Origin of the sequence: Microbacterium sp. SLBN-111 (genome assembly GCF_049739645.1) — a bacterium.
In the GTDB taxonomy this organism is placed as follows: domain Bacteria; phylum Actinomycetota; class Actinomycetes; order Actinomycetales; family Microbacteriaceae; genus Microbacterium.
In genome coordinates this window covers 2,651,222-2,675,893 of record NZ_JBMGQH010000001.1, presented here as the reverse complement: position 1 = coordinate 2,675,893, position 24,672 = coordinate 2,651,222, and the positions used below count along the sequence as shown (strand labels likewise).

Genomic DNA, 24,672 nt, shown 5'->3' with positions numbered 1-24,672 from the left:
ATCGGTAGATCAGGGGTAGACGGCGAGGGAGCTCAGAATGGCCGGTCGCGGAGAATCGTCCGATTTCGTCGAAGCACTCGCCCGAGGGCTGGACGTTCTCGCGGCCTTCTCCGAGCAACAGCCGCGCATGAGCCTTGCCGACGTCGCGGGGGCGACCGGACTCGCGCGCCCCACCGCGCGCCGCCTCCTCCTGACACTGACGGAGCTCGGCTTCGTTCGTCAGCGCGGGTCTGAGTTCGAACTGACCCCGCGAGTCCTCGATCTGGGTTACGCCTACATCAGTTCCCTGGGCCTGTGGGATGCCGCCCGCCCCCACCTGGAGGAGCTCGTCCGGCACACGAACGAGTCGTCGTCGATGGCGCAGCTCAGCGGATCGGACATCGTGTACATGGCACGCGTCGCGGTCCCCAAGATCATCGCGCTGCGAGTCGAGATCGGCACGCGGTTCCCCGCCGTGGTGACCTCGCAGGGCAAGGTGCTGCTCGCCGCCCTGGACGAGGCGTCGCTGACGGAGACGCTCTCCACCCCGAGCCACTCGAACGTCGTGATCGCCCCCCGGGATCGCGCGGACCTGGCGCGCGAGTTGAGTCGCGTCCGCGCCCAGGGGTGGGCCCTCGCGGACGAGGAGCTGGCACCGGGCGTGCGCTCGATCGCCGCGCCCGTCCGGGACGGCCACGGCGTCGTGAAGGCCGCCGTCAACGTCACCGTCCACGCGGCGGAGACCAGCGTCGAGGAACTCACGTCTCGACATCTCCCGGCGCTCCTGAAGGCGGCGTCGGCGATCTCCGGAGATTGGGCACGCCTCGAGGCGCGTCCTTACGAGTCGGCATCCGACATGGCGCAGCGGGTTCTCTGACCGAACGGTCAGTGGTCCGACGCGCCCCGGGCAACCAGAGCTCGAGCGTTCCGGAAGCCGTGTGCGGCGTTCGCTTGACGTTGCCACGGTCGTCGGATTCAATGGGCATGTCCGCTTGACGGACGAATGTCCGCTAAATGCGATCGGATGACGATGTCTGAATCCTCGACCCGCACGGTCCTCGAAGCCGTCGACCTCGACGGCCGGCCGACCGGCCCACCCGGCCCCCTCTCCGGTCTCCTCGTGGCGGACTTCTCGCGGGTGCTCGCGGGCCCCTTCGCCACCCAGATCATGGCGGACCTCGGCGCGACCGTCATCAAGGTCGAGGCTCCCAGCGGAGACGAGACCCGCGGATGGGCGCCGCCCGAGCGCGACGGGGTGTCCACGTACTACCTCGGCATCAACCGGAACAAGCGCGACGTGGTGCTGGACTTCGGCGACGAGGAGGACCGGGAACTGGCCCAGGAACTCGCCCGCCGCGCCGACATCGTCATCGAGAACTTCAAGCCGGGTGGGCTGCGGAAGTTCGGCCTCGACTACGACTCCGTCAGCCGGACGAACCCCGCGGTCCTCTACGCCTCGATCAGCGGGTTCGGATCCGCCGGCGGGGCCTCACTGCCGGGTTATGACCTGGTCGTCCAGGCCGCCTCCGGATTGATGAGCCTCACCGGCGACCCGGAGGGCCAGGCGTACCGCAGCGGCGTGTCGGTGTTCGACATCATGACGGGCATGCAGGCGACGATCGGTGTGCTCGCCGCGCTGAATCACCGCAACGCCACCGGTCTCGGCCAGCACATCGAAGTGAATCTGCTCTCGACCGCTCTCGCGGCGATGGCCAACCACAGTTCCACCTACGTGGCCGGTGGTCGGATTCCTTTCCGGATGGGCAATGCCCACCCCAGCCTTTTCCCGTATGAGCCGCTGCCCGCGTCCGACGGGGAGATCGTCATCGTCGCCGCCAACGATGCGCAGTTCGGGAAGCTCGCGTCGGCGCTCGGCGTCCCCGCGCTCGCCGACGACGCGCGATTCCGCACGACGGAGGATCGCAACCATCACCGGGACGAACTCCGCCCGCTCCTCGTGGAGGCACTGTCGACCCGTACCATCGCCGACTGGTTCGACATCCTCACCGACGCGGGCGTCGCGTGCGGGCCGATCAACACCATCGATGGTGGCGTCGCCCTCGCGGAAAGGCTCGGATTGGATCCGGTCGTCCACGTCGGCGAAGGGGATGCCGCGATCCCCATGATCCGGAACGCGATCAGCTTCTCGCTCACTCCGCCGCGCTACGTCTCCCCCGCACCCGCGCTCGGCGCCGACAACGACGAGATCCGCGCCTGGCTGAACACTCCGGAGGACAGCAATGAGTGAGTACGAGACGTCTCTCGGGACCTCGGATGCCGACAGCATCACGCTCATGGGACTCGACGTCGCCGACGATCTCATGGGCAAGGTCGGGTTCGGCGAACTCGCCTTCTGGATGGTGGCACAGCGACGCCCCTCCGCGGGCGAAGTGCGACTGTTCGAAGCCGTCCTCGTCTCCCTCGCCGACCACGGCTTCACCCCCACCGCGATCGCCGCACGCCTGACCTACTACAGTGCGCCGGACTCCATCCAGGGCGCCGTGGCCGCGGGCCTGCTCGGTGGCGGATCCCGGTTCCTGGGAGTGACCGAGGACACCGGCACGTTCCTCCACCGCATCGTCGAGGGTCTGGGAGACACCAGCACCTGGACCGACGAGGAGTGGGACGACACGGCCCGCTCGGTTCTCACCGAGGTGAAGGGCTCCGGAAAGTTCGTGCCGGGCCTCGGCCACCCGGTCCACAAATCCGGCGATCCCCGCGTCCCCGCGATGATCCGCATCGCGACGGAGGAGGGTGTGCGGGGGCCGCACATGCGACTGTTCGAAGCGTTCGGTCGCGTGCATCCGGAGATCCTCGGACGCACCCTGCCGCTCAACGGCGCGGGCATCGCGGGAGCCGCTCTCGCTGATCTTCGTCTTCCGGTGTCGATGCTGCGCGGCTTCTCCCTTCTCGCTCGCACGGCCGGCCTGGTGGGACAGATCGCGGAAGAGCAGCGATCGCCCATCGGCCCCGACGTCTACCACTCCGTCGACCGGAACGCGCGCTTCGTCGCGCCCCGCGCCGACCTCTGACCCGAACCCCACGACAGGAGATTTCAATGGCGCACCTCTCCGCAGTCCTCGCGACGACACACCATCCGTTCTTCTTGAAGGCCACCGAGCTCACCCCGCCCGAGCAACGCATCCCGCAAGCCGCGGAGTGGAAGCGCAAGGTCGAGTCCTACCGCGAGACCCTGACGGCAGCCGAGCCGGACATCCTCGTCATGGTGGGTGCCGATCACTTCCACCAGTTCTTCGCCGACAACTACCCCACGTTCCTCATCGGCAAGCAGCCCCGGTACGACGCCACCTTCTACAACGAAGAGCGCGAGTTCGGCATCCCGAGATATGTCCTCGACGGGCACGAGGACCTCTCGGGATTCATGTTCCAGGGACTCCTCGATCGAGGATTCGACTTCTCCATCAGCCACGAGCTCAAGATCGACCACTCGATCATCTGCCCGATCATCACCACCCGCCCGCAGGCGGATCTTCCCGTGGTGCCGATCTACACCAACATCTTCGCGCCACCCCTCCCGAGCCCGAAGAGGTTCTACGACCTCGGCCGCGCGATCCGGTCGATCATCGACGAGTACCCGTCCGACAAGAAGATCGCTGCGGTCGGCAGCGGCCATCTCTCGCTCGAGCTCGGGGGCCCGCGGATGTTCGGCGAGACCGGACCCGACCCGGCCTTCGACACACAGGCGATCGAGTGGCTGGCGACGGGCGACATCGACGCCATCCTCGAGAACGTCACTCACGAGAGCATGACGAACGCGGGCAACGCCACGCACGGATTCATGGACCTGATCCTCATGCTCGGCATCGCCGGCCCCATCGACGCCTCCTACGTCGACGATCTCGACCTGTTCCACACCCGCGAGATGTACATGACCTGGTACCCGGAAGGAGACCCCCGATGAGCAGGTACTACGTCAACAAGTTCCTTTATCAGGTGGACGGCGACCCGCACCTCCTCGCCGCGTACAAAGCCGATCCGGCCGCTCTCGTCCAACGATGGGAGGACGAATACGGCCGACGTCTCGGGACCAACAACAGCGTCGAGACCACCAGCTGGCTCGATTTCACCGACCGGGAGCGCACCGCCCTGATCGAACATGACTACGTCGCTCTGTTCGAGATGGGGGCGCACTTCTTCCTCACCCTGACGATCTTCATCGCCATCTACGACGACGACTACATCGCGCAGAGCGGCCCCCTGTCGTTCCAGCGCGAGTACGCGTCGAAGCTGTCGCACTGGCTAGGGAAGGACTACCCCACCGTGGCGCTCTGACGCACGGCGATCTCCGAAAACCTCAACGGCGCCCCTCCGAAGGGAGAGGCGCCGTTGTGCGGTTGGTGGACCTGAGGGGATTCGAACCCCTGACCTCCTCGATGCGAACGAGGCGCGCTACCAACTGCGCCACAGGCCCGGACAACTCGACAACACTATCACGCACCCCTCGCCCCGACCGACCCGGCCGACCTCCCGGGCGTGCCGCGTTCAGTCGCGCAATATTGCACGACGTGACGCCGCCGTGCGCACTTTGGCGCCACCGGGATTCGACGCGCGGCGCACGCCCGCGCTGAGTCGCGGCAATCGGCGCGCGTGACGCTTCGGTCGTGCAGATCGGCGCGACCCAGGCGGGCGCGCCGCTACTGACCCGACGCGCGGCGCTCGAGGAGCTGCCGCACGTGGTCTTCGATCTCGGCGTCATCGACGTAGCCCATCGACGCGTACGGCGAGACGGCGGCCGGACGTGCGACCTCGATCGGCGTCGGCGCCTGAGCGGCGGCGATCTCGCGGGCGACCTGTTCGCGGGCCGCCGCGCGCAGGGCCTCGCGGGCGAGCTGCTCGTCGACGGTCGCCGCAGCGCGCGAACCCGCCGATGCGACGAGCGGTCGCGGAAGCTCGCGCGGCGTCCACGTCGCACGAGGAGCGGGTGCTGTCGCACCGAAGTCCTGCACCTCGACCGCGGCGCGCTGCACCACCGTTGCCACGGGGCGCGCCGATGCGCGCGCCGCGACGCGCGAGAGACGCTGCAGCACGACGAGACCGAGAACGACCGCCACTCCCCCGACGACGAGCAGAACGGGCGCGGCGCCGAACGACACCTGGATGCCACCGGCCACCGCCGCGACGATACCGAGGCCCGCGAACACCGTGGTGGCCAGGCGGAAACGTCGGCGCGCACGGGCGCGGCGCAGCTCGGGCCGCGCGACCGCGGCGGCACGCTCGGCGTGCGCGCGCTCGACGGCGGCGGCCTGCTCGGCACGCGTCTTCTCGAGGGCCGCTGCCCGCTCGGCCTTGGCGACCTCGACCGCCGCGGCGCGCTCGGCGCGGGCGAGCTCGATCGCTGCCGCGCGCTGTTCCTTGACGAGATCGCGGTCGCGGGCTGCTTCCAGACGCGCGACCTCGAGCCGGGCCTTCGCCTCGGCGAGGTCGGCCTGCGCCTTCTGCGCCTGCACCTGACGCGCGATCTTCTGCTGCTGGTGCGCCGTGCGGGCCGTGAGTTCGAGGTGGACTTCCCGCGGCGTCTCCGCGGTCTCGGCGAGAACGCGCAGCGCCTGGTTGAGTCGCACGGCGTTGCGTTCGGCCGACGTGAACCGGTGCCGGCTCTGCCACGACGGCAGGAGGTACACCAACCACAGCGCGACCGCGACGAAAACGATCACCCCGCCGCCGAGAACCTGTCCACCCATGGCACCACGGTAGGTCACGCCGAGGTCACAGCTCGGCATCCGTCCGCGTGTCGCCCCGCGAATCGCGAGACTGCATCCGCCCGACAAGGCCACGGCAGCGCGCCGCGGGTTCGTCAGCCCGATGCAGTCTCGGCGTCAGGACCGCCCGCACCCGCAGCGCGGGAGACTACAGCCGGTCGGCGGGCGGGATGGTCGCTGCGTCCGGCGGTACCTGGCCCCGGTCCCACCGGTCGAGAACGCCGTACGGCACCTCTTCGCGCACGAGAGCGAAGGAGTAGTGGTCGCGCCAGTCACCGTCGATGTGGATGTAGCGGCGACGGAGTCCTTCGTAGCGGAACCCGAGCTTCTCGACCACGCGGAGGCTCGCGTGATTCTCGGGCCGGATGCAGATCTCGACGCGATGGAGGTTGAGCTCGGTGAAGCAGACGTCAGTCGCCATCGCGACGCTGATGGTCGTGATGTTACGGCCGGCGTACTCCTCGGCGACCCAGTATCCGATCGTCGCGGACGCGAGGGAGCCCCGCGAGACACCCCACACGTTGAGCTGACCGGCGACCTCGTCGTTCCACTCCATAACGAAGGGCACGCCGAGGCCATCGCGATACTGCTGCAGGAGACGGCGGATGCCGAGCCGCATGTCGAAGGAGACGGGCCCGTCCGGGCTCGTCGCCTCCCACGGTCGCAACCACGAGCGATTGTCGATCAGCTCCTGCTGAAGGACGCGCGCGTCGCGGTTACGAATGAGACGGATCGACACCTCGCCGTGCCGTCGTGGGACGGAGAGATCCATGGCATCCCGTCGGGTCAGAGACCCGCCGCGAACTCCTTGAACCACGGACGGAGGGCCGGGCCCAGGTCTTCGCGGTCGGCGGCGAGCTGCACGATGGCCTTGATGTAGTCGACACGGTCGCCCGTGTCGTAGCGGCGGCCTCGGAAAATGACGCCGTACACGCCGCCACCGTCGCCGCCGCCGTTCGCGAGCTCTTCGAGCGCGTCGGTCAGCTGAATCTCGCCGCCCTTGCCGGGCTGGGTGTGCTCCAGGATGTCGAACACGTCGGGTCCGAGAACGTACCGACCGATGATGGCGAGGTTCGACGGGGCGTCCTCGGCCTTGGGCTTCTCGACGAGCTGGGTCACCTTGACCACGCCTTCGTCTTCCGTCGGTTCCACCGCAGCGACACCGTAGAGGTGGATGTGCTCGGGGTCGACCTCCATGAGGGCGATGACCGTCGCGTTGCGCTTGGTGTACTCCGCGAGCATCTGCTCGAGCAGCGGGTCGCGCTCGTCGATGAGGTCGTCGCCGAGGAGAACGGCGAACGGGTGGTCGCCGACGTGGCTGCGCGCGCGGAGCACCGCGTGCCCGAGGCCCTTCGGCTCGCCCTGGCGCACCATGTGCACGTCGGCGAGGTCGGACGAGTGCTCGACCTTGGCGAGCTTGTCGTGGTCGCCCTTCTCGCGCAGCTTCGTCTCGAGCTCAGGCATCGAGTCGAAGTGGTTGGCGATGTTGTTCTTGTTGCGTCCGATGATGATCAGAACGTCATCGATGCCCGCGCCCGTCGCCTCTTCGACGACGTACTGGATGGCGGGCTTGTCGACGACCGGGAGCATCTCCTTCGGCATGGCCTTCGTGGCGGGAAGGAAGCGAGTACCGAGTCCTGCGGCCGGGATCACGGCCTTGAAGGGCTTGTTAGGCATGCGCATACCCTACTGGTGCGGTGCGACAGCGCTGTTACCAATTGCGCACCCCCGTACACTTAGGGCATGCCCGACAGCATCGAGCAGGCGAAACGCGCACTCCGTGCCGACCTGCGCGAACGACGCCAGACCGTCTCCGCACACGGGCGCGAAGTCGCCGAGGCCGGCGTGAAGGAGCAGCTCGACGCCCTCGTCGAACGCCTCGGCGCCCGCAGCATCTCCTGCTTCCTGTCGACGACCACCGAACCGGGCACGCACGCGTTCGTCGCCGGAGCGGTGGCGCGTGGCATCCGGGTCCTCCTTCCCATCACGCGCGAGGACGGCCTGCTCGATTGGTCGGTGGCGACTCCGGATGCCGAGATCGCCGAGGGTCTGTTCGGGTTGCCCGAGCCGGTCGGCGACGTGCTCGGGCCCATGGCGGTCGACGACGTCGATCTGCTCGTCGTCCCCGCGGCAGCTGTGGACCGGGGCGGAATGCGTCTCGGCTGGGGCCGCGGCTATTTCGACAAGACCCTCGGATCGATCGAGAAGTGCCCGCCCGTGTACGCCGTCATCTTCGATTCCGAGTTCGTCGACGACGTGCCGCGCGACGTGCACGACCAGCCTGTCTCGGGCATCGTCACCCCCACGCGCACGGTCACGATCGACCGCTCCCACGCCTGATCACCGAAGGAAACCGAATGCCCACCTACGCCTATGCCTGCAAGCAGTGCGGCCACCGCTTCGACGCGGTGCAGTCCTTCTCGGACGCCGCTCTCACCGAATGCCCCGTGTGCGGCGGTGAACTGCGCAAGCAGTACGGCTCGATCGGTGTGACGTTCAACGGCTCCGGCTTCTACCGCACGGACTCGCGTGGATCGAATGGGGCGTCGTCCGGCGCGGCATCCGGAACCACGGGCGGATCTTCGACATCATCGTCGTCTGAGTCGACGAAGACCGCGTCCACCCCGGCATCCTGACCTTCGCCGACCCTGCGTGACGCGGCTGGAAGGGAGCCTCGTCATGATCAAGGGATTCAAGGAGTTCATCCTCCGCGGAAACGTCATCGACCTCGCGGTCGCGGTCGTCATCGGAGCGGCGTTCACCGCGGTGGTCAACGCGATCGTCAGCGCGATCATCAATCCGCTCATCGAAGTGTTCTACGTGCCGAACGCGAACGGCGACTTCGGTCCGGAGATCACCGGCCTGTACGGGCAGACGGTCGTGTTCCCGCTCGGGTCGCTCCTCACCGCGATCATCAGCTTCTTCGCCGTCGCGCTGGTGGTCTACTTCGTCTTCGTCTTCCCGATGAACCGGTGGAAGGCGCGCGCCGCGGCACGGGCGGGCGTGGTCGAGCAGACCGACGAGCCGAAGCTCCCGACCGAGCAGGAGCTGCTCGTGCAGATCCGCGACCTGCTGGAGCGCCAGCCCCGCGGCTGAGTCGCCCCACCACCCTCACCGAGAAACGCTTCTCACGGGAGGAAACGGCCCGTCGCGCCGTTTCCTCCCGTGGGAAGCGTTTCTCGCGTATCCGGGGGCGGCGCGCGCGTCAGTAGTGCGGCGGAACGTCGCGCAGAAGCTGCGCGTCGTTGGGACCGGATGCCGCGGGTGCCGACGGGCGCTCCCTGCTGCGGTCGTCCGCGGGTGCGGGTTCCGCGCTCGTCCCCGGCGCCGGGAGCAGCCGCGCGCGCCGGGCGCCGCGGACGCGGACGATCGGCTGGCGCTCGTTCGCGGAGGCAGCGGGGTCGGTGGCATCCGGAGTCGGGGCCACCGTGCTCACCCGTTCAGGTCGAGGGGCTCGGTGGTGGTGCCGGGAGCGGCGGAGTCGTCCGGGGCGGCGCCGAGGAGTTCCGCGATCCGGGATGCCACGCCCGCGGGGTCGCTGTACAGGTCGAACGCGTGCACGCGCACGTAATGCCAGCCGAGCCGCCGCAGGATCTGCGGCCGCAACCGCAGCGTCTCGCGGAGCGTCTCACCGATCGTCTCGGGGTCGCTCTCGGCCACGACCGCCTTGCCGCGGTACCGCGCGACCAGCGGTAGCAGCCCGCGATAGTCGAGGTCGACCTCGATGCCGAGCCGCCGCAGCTCGCGCGCGAGCGCGCGGGTGAGCGGGTCGGCGAGGTCTTCGAGCCGCGACTCGCGGCCCCGACCGGCGAGATTGCCGAGGATGCCCATGAGCGTCGCGGCGCCGTGCTCGAGACGGCCGTCGTCGAACGCCGAGGGACGGATCGAGGAGACGATCACCATCGAGCGCCGCGCGCGCGTCATGCCGACCGTGAGCAGCCGCTCCCCGTCGGGCGTCGACAGGTCGCCGAAGTCGCTCAGGACGCGCCCGTGCCGGGTGAGGCCGAAACCGAGCGAGAACACCACGCGGTCGCGGCTCTCGGCCACGGACTCCTCGAGGGTCAGCACGGCGAAGGGCTCCGCGGCATCCCGCGAGATGAAGGCCGCGACGTCGGAGCGTCCGGCGAGCGCCGCCTCGACCGCCGCGCGGACGCGCTCGGCGTGCTTGCGGCTCGCGGTCACGACCATGAGCGACTCCGACGCGCGGTTGACCGCGTGCTCGACGACGAGGGTCACGACGCGGGCGACCTCGGCATCCGGGCTCTCGACGGCGCCGCTGACGGGGTCGGGGGCGCCGACGCCGTTCTCGACGTAGTCGACGCTGAGGCTCCCGCGGCCGAGGTACGAGCCTGCCCAAGGCAGGGACACGATCTCGCCGCCGTAGAAGGCGTCGTTGACGAGCTGCGCGAGATCCTCGCCACCTGCCCGGTAGCTGCGGGTCAGGGTCTCGACCGGGAGCAGCTCCGCGATCCGCTCGAAAACGGACACGTGATCGAAGGGGACGTCGTCCGCCTCGTCGTCCGGAACCGGAACCAGCGACGCGCTGACGCGGAAGGGCGTGGGCTTCTGGATCACGGGGTCGCCGAACAGCACGACCTGACGCGCCCGCAGCAGGGCCGGCGTGGCCTCCGTGAGGCACAGGGCTCCGGCATCCGCGATGATCACGGTGTCGAACGCGAGACCGGTCGGCACGTCGGGAACCTCGTACGGGGATGCCAGCCACACCGGCGCGAGCGTCCGGAGCAGCGTGGGCGCGGCCTCGGCGATCTCGTGAGCGCTGTGCAGTCCGTCCTTGAGCGAGTTCTTCAGCGCCTCCGCCTCGTCGGGGTGATCCACGATCCCGATGCGCCACTGCTTCGCGAGCTCGGCGGCGAGGAGCGGACCGGCCGCGGCGGCGTGGGCCTCGTCGACCAGACGGAAGTCGCGCTCGAGGCGATCGACCACGCTCGTGTTCGCGCCGAGGAGGGCCCGATCGCTGCGCAGCAGGTGCTCGAGGGCGGACTGCCACCAGGCGAATTCGAGCTCGTCGCCGACGCGGTCCTCGGGGACGTGCCGCACCGACAGCTCGACGAGGAGCTGTTCGAGGCCGAGGCGGGCGAGCTCACCGCGCAGCTGCGCGCGTTCGACGAGGTTGTCGAAGAACGTCGACTCGGCCGCGAGACCGGCGAGCGTGCGCACGAGGATCTGGACCGGCAGGGTCGCGAGACGGTCGGAACCCTGGCGACCCAGGATCTGGTCGAGTTCGCCGAGCATCGCGTCGACGCGCTGCCAGGCGACGTGCACGTCGGCGAGTCCGAGCGGAACCTCCGGGGTCACGCCGGCGTCGACGACGCGCTGCCACTCGGTGCGCTGCTGCTGGATCCGGACCAGGGCGTCGTACATATCCGGCACATGGACACCGGGGCGCACGTACTCCTTCGACAGGCGACGCAGGCGACGACGGTTGGGACCGCTCATCGCCGAGGAATCCCGGCGCGGCGAGTGCGCATCGATCAGTTCGCCGAGCGGACGCTCGAACACCGTGGGGCTGAACCGGTCGAGCGACTCGCGGATCCCCTGCAGGAGCTTGAGGTACGCGCCGAGCTCGGACACCGTCTGGAACGGCCGCATGCGCGTCTGCGCGATGAGCTCGTATCCGCGCTCGAGGAGCCGCGGGACGTCCTGCGCGTGCAGCTTGCCGGCGAGGTCGTGCGCGGCGCGGGCGTCTTCGGTCCGCGTGAAGCTGACGCCGTACCACGGCGAGTCGTCGGGCCCGAAGCGGAACTCGCCGAGCCGCGCCGCCGTGGCCAGAGCCTTCGCGGCGGCGTCCCGGCGCCCCGCCAGACGCTCGAGCGTGGCGAGATCGAACCGGGCCGTCGTCGACGGCGGAGGGAAAACGGATGCCAGTGCCGTCAGCGCACGGAGGACGTCGAGGGTTGAGACCCCCAGTGCCAGGTGCGGCTCGGTGACGGCCGAGCGGTAGTCGCGCAGCACGGTCCGGAGGCGGACGAGCGCGTCGTCGATCTCGGAGACCTTGGGCTGCTCCGCTTTCTCGTTGCGGCCGATCGCGCGGATGAGATCGCGGCGCACGTGAGTGGGAGAGACCGCCAGGCCCGTGAGCCCCACACCGGCGAGGCGATGACGGATGCCGTCGAGCGTCGACCGACGCGCACTGACGACGAGCACGCGCTTGCCGGCGTGCACCGCCTGGCCGATCGCGTTGATGACGGTTTGCGTACCGCCCGTGCCGGGAAGCGTGTGGACGGCGAGCGAATGGCCGGCGGCGATCCGCGCGAGGACCCGTTCCTGCTCGGCATCCGCGTCCAGGAGGAGGGTGTCGGCCGCGGGCGTCCGCTCATCGGGGCTCGTCAGCACGGGGTCGGCCGGCCGGACCATGATGCGGGCGCGATCGTCCGGGTGGCCCGCGAGCGCATTGAGCAGCGGAGCGTCGAGGTGCTCCGTCTCGCGCGCCATCCCTGATCCCACGTCGGTGAACGACGAGATGATCAGGCGCGGGTGGACCACGAACGTCGGCACGTGGGTCGTGAGACGGCGCAGGTGGTCGATCACCGGCTGCGGCTTGAAGACGCCCTGGTCGTACGCGAGGCCCGCGAGGGCGGTGCTGTCGATCTGGATGCCGAGGTGGGTGCGGAACGCACGGGCGAGCTCGGGGTTCATGACGAACGCGCCGTGGAGCTTCAGTTCGAAGTCGCCGTTGTGGCGGCGGATGGCGAGCGGGCGCAGCAGCACGGGGGCGGACCACTCCACTCCCCCGATCTTCCACGCGGCCAGGCCGACGGCCAGGTGCACCGGCTCGAGTCCGCGCGCGGTGCGCAGCTCGACGTTCTTCGCCGTGATGCGTTCGGCGGCGATGCGCGCGGTGCGCAGGGCCACCTCGTCGCGGAAGAGGTTGGACAGCAGCGTCGCGCGCCCGATGATGAACTGCGGCAGCGAGCCGGGGTGGGCCTTCGTGATGTCGATGCCGGCGTCGCGGGCATCGTCGAACCGCAGCAGCGTCGAGCGGCCACCCAGGGCCGCGGCCTCCGCGCGGATGCGCTGGCGTTCGGGGTCGGCGACGTGACGAACCACGATGCCGGGCTCCGACAGTCGCAGCTCGCCCGGATCGATCGACGCCGGAACGTCGCCCTCGGCGCCCGTCACGACGCCGTCCTCAGCTCGCCACACACCTGCCAGACTATGCCGGGCACCCGTGGATGGTGCGCAGCAGGCCCGAGTTTCGCGGGATTGCACGAAACGCCGGACGATCGGCCCTTCCTCCCCCGTGGCCCGATTCGCGGATCCATCCACCGATCGTGCCCGCCGCGCTGCGGCGTCGGAACGGCGTGATGAGGATGAGGGAATGAGCACAGCCACCAGCACCGTGTACGACGGCCCGTTCGCCCCGATCCTCCTGACGTTCCTCGACGACGCCCTGGTCCATCTCGACGTCGCCCACGATGGCGTCGACGTCGCGCGGGCCGCGATCGCCCACCGCCTGGGCGTCGTTCCCGACCCCGATCCAGGACCCGCTCGGGATGCCATCGCCCAGTTGGACGAATACTTCGACGGTCAGCGCCGGACGTTCGAGATCCCTCTCGACTGGCGCCTCGTCACCGGATTCACCCGGGACGCGCTGCAGGCCGTCCGGCGTGTCCCGTACGGGGAGGTCGCGTCGTACGGCGAAGTCGCGATCATGGCGGGCTCCCCCGGCGCCGCGCGGGCCGTGGGCACCGCGTGCGCCAACTCGCCGTTCTCCATCGTCGTGCCGGTGCACCGCGTCGTGCGCGCCGACGGGTCGATCGGCGAGTACGGCGGGCACCCCGAGGTGAAGCACTTCCTTCTCGATCTCGAGAACGGCGTCGCGGATCGGTTGCGGACGCCGGCATAGCGAGGCGTAGCGGCTGACCGCCAGAGCGATCGGAACGGCCTCGCCCGGTCCGACGCGTGGGCCGGACCGGGCGAGGACGCGATCAGTGGTTCGACGCTTTCTCCGCGCCGAAGCCGGTGAGGGAACGCACGTCCATCTCGGCGGCCTTGCGCGGATCCTCGGTCTGCTTCGACGTGATCGAGCCCAGCCAGCCCAGGAGGAAGCCGAGCGGGATCGACACGATGCCCGGGTTGTTCAGCGGCCAGATCGCCACACCCGTGTTCGCGAACACGCTCGTGGGGCCGCCCCAGAACACGGGCGAGAGGAGGATCAGCACGAGCGCCGACCCCAGGCCTCCGTACATGCTCCACACGGCACCGCGCGTGGTGAAGCGGCGCCAGAAGAGCGAGTACAGGATCGTGGGAAGGTTCGCCGAGGCGGCCACGGCGAAGGCGAGCGCGACGAGGAACGCCACGTTCTGCCCCTGCACGCCGATCCCCCCGATGATCGCGAGGATGCCGATGACGATGACCGTGCGCCGCGCGACCTTCACTTCGCCGTCGGGCGGGACGTTGCCCTTCTTCACGACGTTGGCGTAGATGTCGTGCGCGAAGGACGCCGCCGCGGTGATCGTCAGGCCCGCCACGACCGCGAGGATCGTCGCGAACGCCACCGCCGAGATGAACCCGAGCAGGATCGGTCCGCCGAGCGCGAGGGCGAGCAGCGGCGCCGCCGCGTTCACGCCGCCGGGCGCGGCCAGGATGGCCTCGGGTCCGACGAGGGCACCGGCTCCGTAGCCGAGCACGAGCGTGAGGAGGTAGAAGATACCGATCAGCCAGATCGCCCACACCACCGAGCGACGCGCCTCCTTCGCGGTGGGCACCGTGTAGAAGCGCATCAGGACGTGCGGGAGCCCCGCCGTTCCGAGGACCAGCGCCAGCGCGAGCGAGAGGAAGTCCCACGGGTTCGCGCCGTACTGCAGGCCGGGTCCGAGGATCGCCTCGCCCTTCGGCGATGCGGCGACCGCAGCCTCGAGCAGCGTGTTGAGGTTGAACCCGTTGATGGCCAGCACCCAGATCGTCATGACCACGGCTCCGCCGATGAGGAGGAATGCCTTGACGATCTGCACCCACGTGGTGCCCTTCATGCCGCCGATCAGGACGTACACGATCATCAGGATGCCGACGACCGCGACGACGATCGACTGGCCCACGCGTTCCGTGATCCCGAGGAGCAGCGACACCAGACCGCCCGCGCCCGCCATCTGCGCGAGCAGGTAGAAGAAGCACACCGCGAGCGTCGTGATGGCCGCAGCCATCCGGACCGGGCGCTCCTTCAGACGGAACGACAGCACGTCGGCCATCGTGAACTTGCCGGTGTTGCGCATGAGCTCGGCCACGAGGAGCAGCGCCACCAGCCACGCCACGAGGAACCCGACCGAGTAGAGGAACCCGTCGTACCCGTTGATCGCGATCGCCCCGCAGATCCCGAGGAAGGAGGCCGCCGACAGATAGTCGCCCGCGATCGCGAATCCGTTCTGCGGGCCGGTGAAGGAACGGCCGGCCGCGTAGTAGTCGGCCGCCGTCTTGCTGTTGCGACTCGCTCGGATCACGATGAACAACGTCACGGCGACGAACGCGCCGAAGATCGAGATGTTCAGGACCGGATTGTTCTCGACCGTCTGAACAGCCGCGTGGACGGTGGCGAAGACCTCGTTCACGACTCACCCCGCTCGGCCCGCTCGAGTTCGACGCGCAGACTCTCCGCACCGGGGTCGAGTCGCCGGTTGGCGTACGCGACGTAGCCCATCGTGATCGCGAAGGTCGTGACGAACTGCCCGAGCCCGAAGACGAGGCCCACGGTGACGGCGCCGAACACCGGCTGCGCCATGAAGTCCGGCGCGAAGGACGACAGCAGAACGTAGACGAAGTACCAGACGAGGAACGCCACGGCCATGGGGAAGATGAAGCTGCGCTGCCGCCGCTTCAGCTCCCGGAACGGGGCGGACTCCTCGACCGCGATGTAGTCGACGCCGCGCGGGGCGCCGTCGATCCTGTTATCCGTCATGTGGCCTCCTTGCCTCATGAGACCGGCGCATCGGCGCACCGGAAGGGGGGAAAACACCGGGTCGGAGCGCCTTCCCGGTGGTAGGGTCGACGCTACGAAAGGCGGCGACGCAGCCGTCACCCCCGGAAGTAGGTAGTTCGTGGGAACACCGGTCGCACTCCGAGACGACGTGACGCTCGTGTCGCACGCCGTGACCGAGCTCGCGCGGCGCACGCACTTCCCCGTCGCCTTCGGTGGTCTCGAGCACGACGGCGCCGTCCACGTCTCCACCGTCGTCGGGGCCCGCACGCGCAGCATCGAGGGGCTGGTCGTCCACGCCGAACGCGGTCTCGGCGGTCGGGCCCTCGTGGAACGGCGCCCCCGACTGGCGCTCGACTACCGCACCGCGCGCACCATCACGCACGACTACGACCGCGCCATTCTCGGAGAGGGCATCGCGACCCTGTTCGCCGTGCCCGTGCTCGTCCGCGGCAGCGCACGCGGCGTTCTCTACTGCGGCTCCTGGGCACAGGCACCCCTCGGCGAGCGCGAGGCGCGCCCCGCCTTCGACATCGCGGGCGAACTCGGCACGGAACTGCGCGTGCGGGACGAGGTCGACCGCCGCCTCGCCTCCCTCAACCCCGGCGACGACGGCCTCAGCGCGGGCGCGCGCGAGGAGATCCGACAGAGCTACGCCCAGCTCCGCAGCATCGCCGCCACCGTCCCCGACGAAGGGGTGCGTCGCCGCCTGGAAGAGCTGGAATCCCGCCTCGCCGCGCTCTCCGGCGACGCGACGATCGAGCCCGAGATCACCGGCATCCACCTCTCCCGTCGCGAACTGGACGTCCTCTCGTGCGCGGCCGTCGGGGCCACGAACGGCGAGATCGCGGCCTCCCTCCACCTCCGCGAGACGACCGTGAAGTCGTATCTCGCGTCGGCGATGTCGAAGCTGGATGCCTCGACCCGACATGCCGCCGTCGCACGGGCGCGCCGCGCCGGGCTGCTGCCCTGACAGCCCCGAGGAGTGCCCTGGGTGCTCCGTGAGAATCCCCTGGCAATGGCGCCGTGGGGTTGAGACCGCGCCTGATTCTCGGAATCGTGGCTGGCCCCTGACGTCGACACAGAAGGAGAGTCACCCATGCTGACGCTCACCGAAGAGGCCACCACCGCCGTCAAGACCATCGCCGCCCAGCTGCCGGATGCCGCCCAGGGCGGTGTGCGCATCGAGGGTGCCGGCTCGCCGGAGTCGCAGTTCCGGCTGTCCGTCGTCGACGGCCCCGAGCCCGAGGACGCCGTCGTGGAGAACTCCGGCGCCCGCGTCTTCCTGGACGCCGACGCCGCCCAGGTGCTCGACGACCGCGTGCTCGACGCACAGCTGGACGGACAGGGTTCCGTGCAGTTCGCGGTGACCACCCAGGCCTGAGTCCTGATCGACGATGCCCCGGCCGCGCGCCGGGGCATCGTCATGTCCGGGCCGGAGCATGTCCCACTTCTTGCGGCCCGAACGAACCGCAGACAGCAACGATCGGGACGCGCACCCGCAGAAAGCGGGACAAGGTGTGACTGCGCTACACGCTCTCCCCGGCGGGGCCGCGCCGGATCCAGGCGACGACGAAGATGACCAGACCCCCGACCAGGGCGGCGAGCACCCAGAGGACGACGAGGTAGTCGATCCACGAGCCGATCGGCGGCGATCCCGGAAGGAAGTTGCGCAACGGGATCGTCGCGAAGAGCATCGCGCCCATCCACCCCAGCGTGGTCACCTCGACCTTGCGCCGCCCCCGCAGCACGAGGATCGCGACGACGAGGACGAGCGCCGGGATGATCACCATGAGCGTGAGCAGGACGATCCCGAACGCGATCGTCGACCCCGAGCGCGACACCGAGATGTCCACGGCGTTCACGCCCTCGCCCACCGGCGTCTCGGCGACGGTGATGTCCCAGCCCGGGATGCCACGTTTCGACGGCTGCACGGTCGTGGGCAGCGGATTCGACTCCCCCGCCGCGTCCTCCTGCAGCGCGGTCATGATCGAGCGCACCGTGTACCGGTCGAACGGCCAGTTCTCGATCTGACCGTCCATGACCAGCGACGTCTCGATCGGCGAGATGAGGTCACCCTCGGCGAACTGCGTCGCCTTCGACCCGGCGACCGCGGAGACGAGCACCCCGAAGGGCCGGTGCGCGATGAGGCCGTTCGTGACCGACCCGTCCTCGCCTTGCGTCGGCAGGATCGACACGGTGAAGCGGTTGGTCGCGGCATCCATCTTCTCGGGCGTCAGCGACAGCGCCACCGTGTCGCCGGAGGTCTCGCCGTCGCCGCTGCCCACGATGTCGCCGCTCCCGGCGTACAGACCGACGACGGTCGCGTAGAGCGCGACGAACAGCACGACGGAGCCGACGATCCAGAGGACCGGGCGACGACGGGAGGACGCGGGGCTGCTCACGGAGTCAGTGTGGCAGAGCGCGGGGACGAGCTTCGGTGCCCCCGACAGGATTCGAACCTGCGACGCCCGCGTTAGGAGTGCGGCGCTCTATCCCCTGAGCTACGGAGGCGGGACTGCCTTCCAGCCTACTGCGAGCGTGCCGGAGCACCGACGCGGAGCTGCGCGGCGAGCGCGGCATCCCACTCCCCCGGCTCGGACAGCACGGCCTCGCGCACGTCCACGCCGTTCGCGTCGACCGTCGCGACGCACACGAGCAACGACTCCAGCACGACATCGTCGTGCGGGTCGCGGCGCAGGATCGACGCGGACGGGTCGGACGTGGATGCCTCGACCACCGCGAGCCACCGACCCCACCAGTCGTCGCCCTCGGCGATGCCTGCTCGGCGGAACTCCTCGAGCCAGCGCCCGACCCGCGGGGTGGCCGGGTCGTCGGGAGCGTGGTGCGCGATCATGTGCGTGCCCGGGGCCAGGCGGGTGCGGTGGGCGGCGAGTCCGTCCCATTCCACGACGGTGGCGCCGTCGGCATCCACTTCGACGAGGTTGAAACCGCGCGTCACGGGGGCCTCCGCGAGCGACCCGGCGACCGACTGCAACGGGATGCCACCCCGGCTCACGACCTCGTCGTCGGATCGCCCGGACAGATCCTCGCGATTCAGCAGGACCGCCAGGCGCCCCGCGCGCGGATCGGCGGCGAGCCAGGCTCCGCCCGCGCGCTCGTCGCGGATACCCCGCACCTCGGGCTGCTCCGGCCACCACTCGCCGAGCCGACGCCACGGACGGTTCCGGTCCTCGTCCCGGACGGCGAGCACCCGGACGGGCTGAGCGCTCTCGCGCGGGACGTCGACCACCACGGTGCACATTCCCACCACGCTACCGGCGCGGGGGCCGTGGTGGGCGGGTGCGGGCTCGGGGGCTCGGCGCGCGCGACGCCACCGCGCGACCCCGACCTGGGAGACTGGGGCCATGTTCGTCGTCGTGGGAGTGACCGGAGGCATCGCCGCCTACAAGACCGTCGGGCTCGTCCGGCTGCTGGTGAAGGCGGGGCACGATGTGCACGTCGTCCCGACCGACGACGCGCTGCGGTTCGTCGGGCTGCCGACGTGGGAGGCGATCAGCCGCAACCCCGTCACGACCTCCGTGCACGAGGACGTCGCGCGCGTGCGGCACGTGTCGCTCGGACAGTCCGCGGACCTCGTCATCGTGGCGCCCGCCACCGCGAACACCCTCGCGTCGATGACCGCGGGGCTCGCAGCGGACCTGCTCGGCACGACCCTCCTCGCGACGACCGCTCCGGTCGTGGTCGCTCCCGCGATGCACACCGAGATGTGGCGGCATCCCGCGACCGTGCACAACATGGACGTGCTCCGCGCGCGCGGCGTGCACATCGTCGGCCCCGCGGGACGGCGCGCTCACCGGCGGCGACAGCGGCCCCGGGCGTATGTCGGAACCCGAGGAGATCGTCGCCGCCGCCCTCGCCCTCGTGGAACGGCCGCGGGATCTGGCCGGGCTCTCGGTGCTCGTGAGCGCCGGCGGCACCCGCGAACCGATCGACCCGGTGCGCTTCCTCGGCAACCGGTCCAGCGGCCGCCAGGGTGTCGCGATCGCGCGCGCCGCCGCCGACCGCGGCGCCATCGTCACCCTGGTGGCGGCGCACCTCGACGCCGATGTCCGCCCCGATCCGCGCGTCGAGGTCATCTCGGTGGGTACGGCCGACGAGCTGGGACGGGCGATGGATGCCACCTCCCCCGACGCCGACGTCGTCATCATGGCCGCGGCGGTCGCCGACTACTCCGTCGCCGCGGTGTCGGAGCACAAGCTCCGCAAGCAGGACACCCCCGGCGGCCTGACCCTCGAACTGGTCGAGAACCGCGACATCGTCGCGGGGCTCGTCGCCGGCCGGCGACCGGGCCAGACGATCGTCGCCTTCGCCGCCGAAACCGTCGACAGCCAGGACGAGCTTCTCGAGCGTGCGCGCGCCAAGGCGGCTCGCAAGGGCGTGGATCTCCTCGCTGCGAACGCCGTCGGCTGGACGAGCGGGTTCGAGACGGCGGACAACGCCCTCACGATCATCGGGCGTGACGGCGACGTCGTCGGCCAGGCATCCGGTTCCAAGGCGGAGACGGCCGACGCGCTGCTGGACGCCGTGCTCGCCGTGCGTTCGCGCTGAGGCCGCGCGGGCGGCACCGGGCGCGGTCGACGCGGGCGCACCGTGCTCGCGCCCGGACGCCGCGCCGAGAGTCAGTAGCCCGTGGAGTACGACAGCTGTTCGATCAGCGGGGCGAGCGAGGTGAAGAGCGTCACCGCCCAGATCACGACGGCGATGATCGTCACGAGCGTCACCGCGATCCAGCCCCAGACCGGTCCGAGCCCCTTCCCGGTCTGGCGCCGCAGGACGACCCCGCGCCCGATGATGTACACCGCACCGCTGGAGACGACGAGGACGAAGAAACTCCACGCCCAGTGGAAGGGCTTCTGGATGCCACGGGCGCGAAGCTGGCGCCAGTCGAGGTACGAGAACAGGACGGTCAGACCGGCGATGACGAAGCTGAACACGGAGGCCCCGGCCGAGACGGCCAGCGACGCCGACGCTGCGTAGGGAGCCTGCTCCGGGTAGAGCGACGCGTACATCGACTCCTGCAGGTAGGTCGACCAGTCGAAGAGGAAGAGCGTGGTCAGCGACACCAGGGGCAGCAGAACGACGAGCCAGATCCAGACGGTGTTCGTCGGGATGTCGGCGCGGCCGGATGCCGGCGTCGCGTCCGCGGGCGTGCCGGGGTATGCGGGCGTGCTCGAGTAGGCGGTCGCGCCCGAGCCGGGGTAGGCCGGGAAGCCGGAGGCCGCGCCGTCGGACGGGGCCCCACCGGAGTACGCGGGGGCGGCAGGGGCACCGGGGTGGGTCGGGGCATCCGAGCCGGGGGCGACCGGCGGCACGGGCGCCTCGGGCGGGGTGACGGGCGGTACGGGCGGGCTCACGGGCTCGGCCGGACGCGGCGCATCGTCCGCGGGGGCGACCGGCGGCTCGGCGGCGGACGGACGCACCTCGTCGGTCCACGCGGTGCCGTTCCAGCGACGGAGTCCGCCGCTCCCGGCGGGGTCGGGGTACCAGCCTTCGGGCGGAGTGGGCGTGTCGGTCATGTCGTTCCCCCTGTGATGCTGCGGCATGGCGTGCGTGTCCCCCCGAGTCTAGTGACGACCCCCGACGTCATCGGAAGTCCCTCGACGCGTGCGAGACCCCGACGCGGAGGTCGGTGAACCCGTCGGCGACGACGTTCGTGACGCCCTCGACCGACCTCTCGAGCATGCCCCGCACGATCAGGGCGGGCGATTCGCGCACGATCCGGCGGTACCTGTTCCAGACCCCCACCGAGCAGACGATGTTCATGAGGCCGTGCTCGTCCTCGAGGTTGAGGAAGGTGATCCCGGATGCCGTCGCCGGCCGCTGGCGGTGCGTGACGAGTCCCGCCACCTCGACGCGGCGGTCGGTCTCTGCCGAGCGCAGTTCCCGCGACGTGAGCACGCCGCGCGCGTCGAGTGCCGAGCGGAAATGGGTGAGCGGATGGTCGTCGGTGGAGAGTCCCGTCGCCCACAGGTCGGCGGCGAGGACCTCGTAGCTCGACGGGTCGGTGAACAACGGAGGCTGCACGAAGGCGACCGAGTCGGGCAGGAACTCGGGCCGGTCGAGCGCCGCCGAACCCGACAGCCAGATCGCCTCGCGTCGCGAGTGCCCGAGGCACTCGAACGCGCCGGCCGTCGCTAGGGCCTCGAGCTGCGCGGTCACGAGCCCCGTGCGGCGCACGAGATCGCGAAGGTCGCGGTAGGCGCCCCCGCGCTCCCGCTCCGCGACGATGCGTTCGGCGACCTTGGCCCCGATCCCCGTGACACCGGCGAGCCCCATCCGCACCGCGAACGCCCCGTCGCGACGGTGCGCCTCGCTCTCGTCGGGCGCGGAACGGTCGAAGTCCCCGGTGGGCGGCTGGTCGGCGCACGCGCACGCGTCGAGCCCGGTCGCGGGGCGGCGGCGGTCGGCATCCGGGCTCCCGGACTCATCGTCGAGCGGCTCGAGCCCCGCCTCGACTCCGGACCGCAACAGATCGGGGCGTCGCACCCGCACGCCGTGGCGGCGGGCGTCCGCGGTGAGCGTCGCGGGTGAGTAGAACCCCATCGGCTGCGCGCGCAGGAGCCCCGCGAGGAACGCGGCCGGGTAATGCAGTTTGATCCACGAGCTGGCGTAGACCAGCAGCGCGAACGACAGCGAGTGGGACTCCGCGAACCCGAAGTTCGCGAACGCCTGGATCTTGGCGTACAGCTCATCGGCCACCGCGCCCACGAGCCCGTTCTCGGCCATGCCTGCGTAGAGCTTCTCGCGCAACGAATCGATGCGTTCGAGCCCGCGCTTCGACCCCATCGCGCGCCGGAGCAGGTCGGCGTCCTCGGCGGTGCAGTTGCCCACGGCGACGGCCATCTGCATGAGCTGCTCCTGGAACACCGGCACACCCATGGTGCGCTCGAGCACCGGCCGGAGGTTCTCGTGCACGTAGGTGATCGGCTCCTGTCCGAGCTTGCGCCGCACGAAAGGATGCACGGCACCGCCCTGGATGGGCCCGGGGCGGATCAGCGCGATCTGCACCACGAGGTCGTAGAACCGTCGGGGCTGCAGGCGTGGCAGCAACCCCATCTGCGCGCGGGACTCGACCTGGAACACCCCGATCGAATCGGCGCGGCACAGCATGTCGTAGACGGCCTTCTCTTCCTTCGGCAGCGTCGACAGCTCCCACCGCTCGCCCGTGGCATCCCGGATCAGGTCGAAGCAGTACTGCAGCGCCGCGAGCATGCCGAGCCCGAGGAGGTCGAACTTCACCAGTCCCATCCACGCGGCGTCGTCCTTGTCCCACTGGATGACCGTGCGGTTCTCCATGCGGGCGTGCTCGATCGGCACGACCTCGCCCACCGGACGGTCGGTGAGCACCATGCCGCCGGAATGGATGCCGAGGTGCCGCGGGGCCTTGAGCAGCTCGGACGCGAACTCGATGACCTCGTCGGGGATATCGTGGTCGGCACCGGTCTCGAGCGTCGCGCCCCAGCGTTCGACCTGCTTCGACCAGGCATCCTGCTGGCCGGGCGAGTGGCCGAGAGCGCGGGCCATGTCGCGCACCGCGTTCTTGGGTCGGTACTGGATGACGTTCGCGACCTGCGCCGCACGATCGCGACCGTAGGTCTCGTAGACCCACTGGATGATCTCCTCACGGCGATCGGAGTCGAAGTCGACGTCGATGTCGGGCTCTTCATCGCGCAGGCTCGACAGGAAGCGCTCGAACGGCAGGCGATAGAAGATCGAGTCGACCGCGGTGATGTCGAGCAGATAGCACACGGCGCTGTTCGCCGCCGACCCTCGCCCCTGGCACAGGATGCCGCGGCGCCGGGCCTCGGCGACGATCCCGTAGACGATGAGGAAGTACCCCGGGAAGTCCTTCATCTCGATGACCGCGAGTTCGCGCTCGATACGGTCGCGATCGGCGGCGGAGAGCTTCGGATACTTCCGCGGCACGGCCTCCCACACCAGATGCCGGAGCCACGACATCGGTGTGTGCCCCTCGGGCACCGTCTGCTTCGGTAGCGCGGGCTTGGCTCGCCGCAGCGGGAAGGCGAGTTCGTCGGCGAGCGAGACGGTCCGCGCGACGGCGCCGGGGTACCGGGCGAACCGCGCCGCCATCTCGGCACCGGAACGCAGGTGCGCCCCGGCGTGCGCGGGCAGCCACCCGTCGAGTTCGTCGAGACTGCGATTGGCGCGCACGGCGGCGACGGCCGCGGCGAGCAGCTCCTTCTGCGGGGCTGCGTAGTGCACGTTGTTCGTTGCGAGGACGGGGAGGCCGCGCTCGGCGGCGAGAGAAGCGAGCAGGTCGTTGTGGGCCGAGTCGAGCGGGCTGCCGTGGTCGATGAGTTCCACCTGCACGGACTCGGGACCGAACAGATCGACCAGGCGGTCGAGCGCGCGGGCCGCCCCCGCCGGACCCTCGGATGCCAGAGCCTGACGCACGCTTCCCTTCCGGCATCCGGTGAGTACCGCCCACTGCGGATCCGTACAGCCCCCAGCGCGTTCGGCCAGGTCGGCGAGGTCGTAGACCGGGCGCCCCTTCTCGCCGCCGGAGAGCTGCGCGTGGGTGATGGCCGCGGCGAGCCGGTGGTACCCCTCTTCGCCGCGGGCGAGCACGAGGAGATGGGAACCGGCGGGATCGGGCTGACCGTTCTGCGGTCCCGGGAGCCCGAGCGAGAGCTCGGCGCCGAAGACGGTCCGCACGGCGCGCGCCTCGGCCGCCTCGGCGAAGCGGACGATGCCGTAGAACCCGTCGTGGTCGGTGAGGGCGAGCGCGTGGAGCCCCAGCTTCTCGGCCTCTTCGACGAGCTCCTCGGGCGAGGACGCCCCGTCGAGGAAGGAGTACGACGAATGCGCGTGCAACTCGGCGTAGGGAACGGCATCGGCGGGGCGCTCGATCGTCGGGGGAACGTAGGGACCGCGTTTGTGCGACCACGCCGGGCTGTCGCCGCCGTCGCCGTTCGCCGGGGCGGAGACCGGTCGGCGCGTGTCGCTCAGCGCGCGTTCGAGCTCCGACCACTTCACGGGGGGATTGTGGAAGCCCAT

At 70.2% G+C, this 24,672-nt stretch carries 22 protein-coding genes, 2 tRNA genes and 1 pseudogene; 12 read left to right on the top strand and 13 right to left on the bottom strand.

Annotated elements, in window-relative coordinates:
- The first annotated feature begins 37 nt into the window (after positions 1–37).
- The 5 genes from RKD05_RS12370 to RKD05_RS12350 all read left to right on the top strand — a co-directional run bounded on the left by RKD05_RS12370 (position 38) and on the right by RKD05_RS12350 (position 4,272).
- Entirely contained in the window at positions 38–856 is an 819-nt protein-coding gene (locus RKD05_RS12370; RefSeq protein WP_424710364.1) for an IclR family transcriptional regulator domain-containing protein, read from the top strand.
- Between the two features lie 153 nt (positions 857–1,009).
- On the top strand, positions 1,010–2,227 hold the full coding sequence (locus RKD05_RS12365; protein ID WP_424710362.1) for a CaiB/BaiF CoA transferase family protein: 1,218 nt from the start codon (positions 1,010–1,012) through the stop codon (positions 2,225–2,227).
- Positions 2,220–3,011 (top strand): citryl-CoA lyase, encoded by a 792-nt coding sequence (locus tag RKD05_RS12360; RefSeq protein ID WP_424710361.1) that lies wholly within the window; start codon positions 2,220–2,222, stop codon positions 3,009–3,011. Before RKD05_RS12365 ends, RKD05_RS12360 begins: the two co-directional genes overlap by 8 nt.
- 26 nt (positions 3,012–3,037) lie before the next feature.
- The gene (locus RKD05_RS12355; RefSeq protein WP_424710359.1) at positions 3,038–3,901 is read left to right on the top strand and encodes a hypothetical protein; all 864 of its coding nucleotides are present in this window, start codon (positions 3,038–3,040) and stop codon (positions 3,899–3,901) included.
- Complete coding sequence (locus tag RKD05_RS12350) at positions 3,898–4,272, top strand: hypothetical protein (RefSeq protein WP_424710358.1); 375 nt, start codon at positions 3,898–3,900, stop codon at positions 4,270–4,272. Before RKD05_RS12355 ends, RKD05_RS12350 begins: the two co-directional genes overlap by 4 nt.
- Positions 4,273–4,335: 63 nt before the next feature.
- Here RKD05_RS12350 and RKD05_RS12345 read toward each other — a convergent pair.
- From RKD05_RS12345 to galU, 4 genes are all read right to left on the bottom strand, one after another.
- A tRNA-Ala gene (locus tag RKD05_RS12345) sits at positions 4,336–4,411 on the bottom strand.
- 223 nt (positions 4,412–4,634) lie between these two features.
- Complete coding sequence (locus RKD05_RS12340; protein WP_424710356.1) at positions 4,635–5,681, bottom strand: large exoprotein; 1,047 nt, start codon at positions 5,679–5,681, stop codon at positions 4,635–4,637.
- Positions 5,682–5,847: 166 nt separating this feature from the next.
- Positions 5,848–6,471 (bottom strand): GNAT family N-acetyltransferase, encoded by a 624-nt coding sequence (locus tag RKD05_RS12335; protein ID WP_424710355.1) that lies wholly within the window; start codon positions 6,469–6,471, stop codon positions 5,848–5,850.
- 14 nt (positions 6,472–6,485) lie between these two features.
- Positions 6,486–7,376: a UTP--glucose-1-phosphate uridylyltransferase GalU gene (gene galU / locus RKD05_RS12330; RefSeq protein ID WP_424710353.1), complete on the bottom strand. Its 891-nt coding sequence runs from the start codon at positions 7,374–7,376 to the stop codon at positions 6,486–6,488.
- A gap of 66 nt (positions 7,377–7,442) precedes the next feature.
- Here galU and RKD05_RS12325 point away from each other — a divergent pair, with 66 nt between their 5' ends.
- From RKD05_RS12325 to mscL, 3 genes are read left to right on the top strand one after another with little or no spacing between them, the layout of a single operon-like run.
- Positions 7,443–8,039: a 5-formyltetrahydrofolate cyclo-ligase gene (locus tag RKD05_RS12325; RefSeq protein WP_022880044.1), complete on the top strand. Its 597-nt coding sequence runs from the start codon at positions 7,443–7,445 to the stop codon at positions 8,037–8,039.
- Between the two features lie 17 nt (positions 8,040–8,056).
- On the top strand, positions 8,057–8,335 hold the full coding sequence (locus RKD05_RS12320) for an FmdB family zinc ribbon protein (protein WP_424710352.1): 279 nt from the start codon (positions 8,057–8,059) through the stop codon (positions 8,333–8,335).
- A 43-nt stretch (positions 8,336–8,378) separates the two neighbouring features.
- Positions 8,379–8,795, top strand: a complete 417-nt coding sequence (gene mscL, locus RKD05_RS12315) for a large conductance mechanosensitive channel protein MscL (protein ID WP_424710350.1) — start codon at positions 8,379–8,381, stop codon at positions 8,793–8,795.
- Between the two features lie 109 nt (positions 8,796–8,904).
- Here mscL and RKD05_RS12310 read toward each other — a convergent pair whose 3' ends face one another.
- Positions 8,905–9,135, bottom strand: coding sequence for a hypothetical protein (locus RKD05_RS12310; RefSeq protein WP_424710349.1), 231 nt, complete (start codon positions 9,133–9,135; stop codon positions 8,905–8,907).
- Positions 9,132–12,863, bottom strand: a complete 3,732-nt coding sequence (locus tag RKD05_RS12305) for an AAA family ATPase (protein ID WP_424710348.1) — start codon at positions 12,861–12,863, stop codon at positions 9,132–9,134. Before RKD05_RS12305 ends, RKD05_RS12310 begins: the two co-directional genes overlap by 4 nt.
- Positions 12,864–13,038: 175 nt before the next feature.
- Between RKD05_RS12305 and RKD05_RS12300 the strand changes: the two genes are divergently transcribed.
- Complete coding sequence (locus tag RKD05_RS12300) at positions 13,039–13,566, top strand: methylated-DNA--[protein]-cysteine S-methyltransferase (protein ID WP_424710346.1); 528 nt, start codon at positions 13,039–13,041, stop codon at positions 13,564–13,566.
- Between the two features lie 82 nt (positions 13,567–13,648).
- Here the strand turns inward: RKD05_RS12300 and RKD05_RS12295 are convergent, their stop codons facing one another.
- A complete protein-coding gene (locus RKD05_RS12295; RefSeq protein ID WP_424710344.1) occupies positions 13,649–15,265 on the bottom strand; it encodes a solute symporter family protein in 1,617 nt (538 codons plus the stop codon).
- The gene (locus RKD05_RS12290; RefSeq protein WP_022879047.1) at positions 15,262–15,612 is read right to left on the bottom strand and encodes a DUF485 domain-containing protein; all 351 of its coding nucleotides are present in this window, start codon (positions 15,610–15,612) and stop codon (positions 15,262–15,264) included. Before RKD05_RS12290 ends, RKD05_RS12295 begins: the two co-directional genes overlap by 4 nt.
- 139 nt (positions 15,613–15,751) lie before the next feature.
- On the opposite strand from RKD05_RS12290, the gene RKD05_RS12285 reads away from it, so the two are divergent.
- Together RKD05_RS12285 and RKD05_RS12280 are read left to right on the top strand one after the other, a co-directional pair.
- Positions 15,752–16,603 (top strand): helix-turn-helix transcriptional regulator, encoded by an 852-nt coding sequence (locus RKD05_RS12285; protein ID WP_424710342.1) that lies wholly within the window; start codon positions 15,752–15,754, stop codon positions 16,601–16,603.
- Between the two features lie 126 nt (positions 16,604–16,729).
- On the top strand, positions 16,730–17,014 hold the full coding sequence (locus tag RKD05_RS12280) for a (Fe-S)-cluster assembly protein (RefSeq protein ID WP_022879049.1): 285 nt from the start codon (positions 16,730–16,732) through the stop codon (positions 17,012–17,014).
- A 145-nt stretch (positions 17,015–17,159) separates the two neighbouring features.
- Here the strand turns inward: RKD05_RS12280 and RKD05_RS12275 are convergent, their stop codons facing one another.
- The 3 genes from RKD05_RS12275 to RKD05_RS12265 form a co-directional block, all read right to left on the bottom strand.
- Positions 17,160–18,035 (bottom strand): DUF4436 family protein, encoded by an 876-nt coding sequence (locus RKD05_RS12275; RefSeq protein ID WP_424710341.1) that lies wholly within the window; start codon positions 18,033–18,035, stop codon positions 17,160–17,162.
- A 36-nt stretch (positions 18,036–18,071) separates the two neighbouring features.
- Positions 18,072–18,144: transfer RNA gene (locus RKD05_RS12270), tRNA-Arg, on the bottom strand.
- 16 nt (positions 18,145–18,160) lie between these two features.
- Positions 18,161–18,895 (bottom strand): NRDE family protein, encoded by a 735-nt coding sequence (locus RKD05_RS12265; RefSeq protein WP_424710339.1) that lies wholly within the window; start codon positions 18,893–18,895, stop codon positions 18,161–18,163.
- 103 nt (positions 18,896–18,998) lie between these two features.
- Here RKD05_RS12265 and coaBC point away from each other — a divergent pair.
- Positions 18,999–20,202 (top strand): annotated as a pseudogene (gene coaBC / locus RKD05_RS12260) (bifunctional phosphopantothenoylcysteine decarboxylase/phosphopantothenate--cysteine ligase CoaBC).
- A 71-nt stretch (positions 20,203–20,273) separates the two neighbouring features.
- Here coaBC and RKD05_RS12255 read toward each other — a convergent pair.
- Together RKD05_RS12255 and RKD05_RS12250 are read right to left on the bottom strand one after the other, a co-directional pair.
- Complete coding sequence (locus RKD05_RS12255) at positions 20,274–21,170, bottom strand: DUF2510 domain-containing protein (RefSeq protein WP_424710338.1); 897 nt, start codon at positions 21,168–21,170, stop codon at positions 20,274–20,276.
- A gap of 67 nt (positions 21,171–21,237) precedes the next feature.
- Entirely contained in the window at positions 21,238–24,672 is a 3,435-nt protein-coding gene (locus RKD05_RS12250; protein WP_424710336.1) for an error-prone DNA polymerase, read from the bottom strand.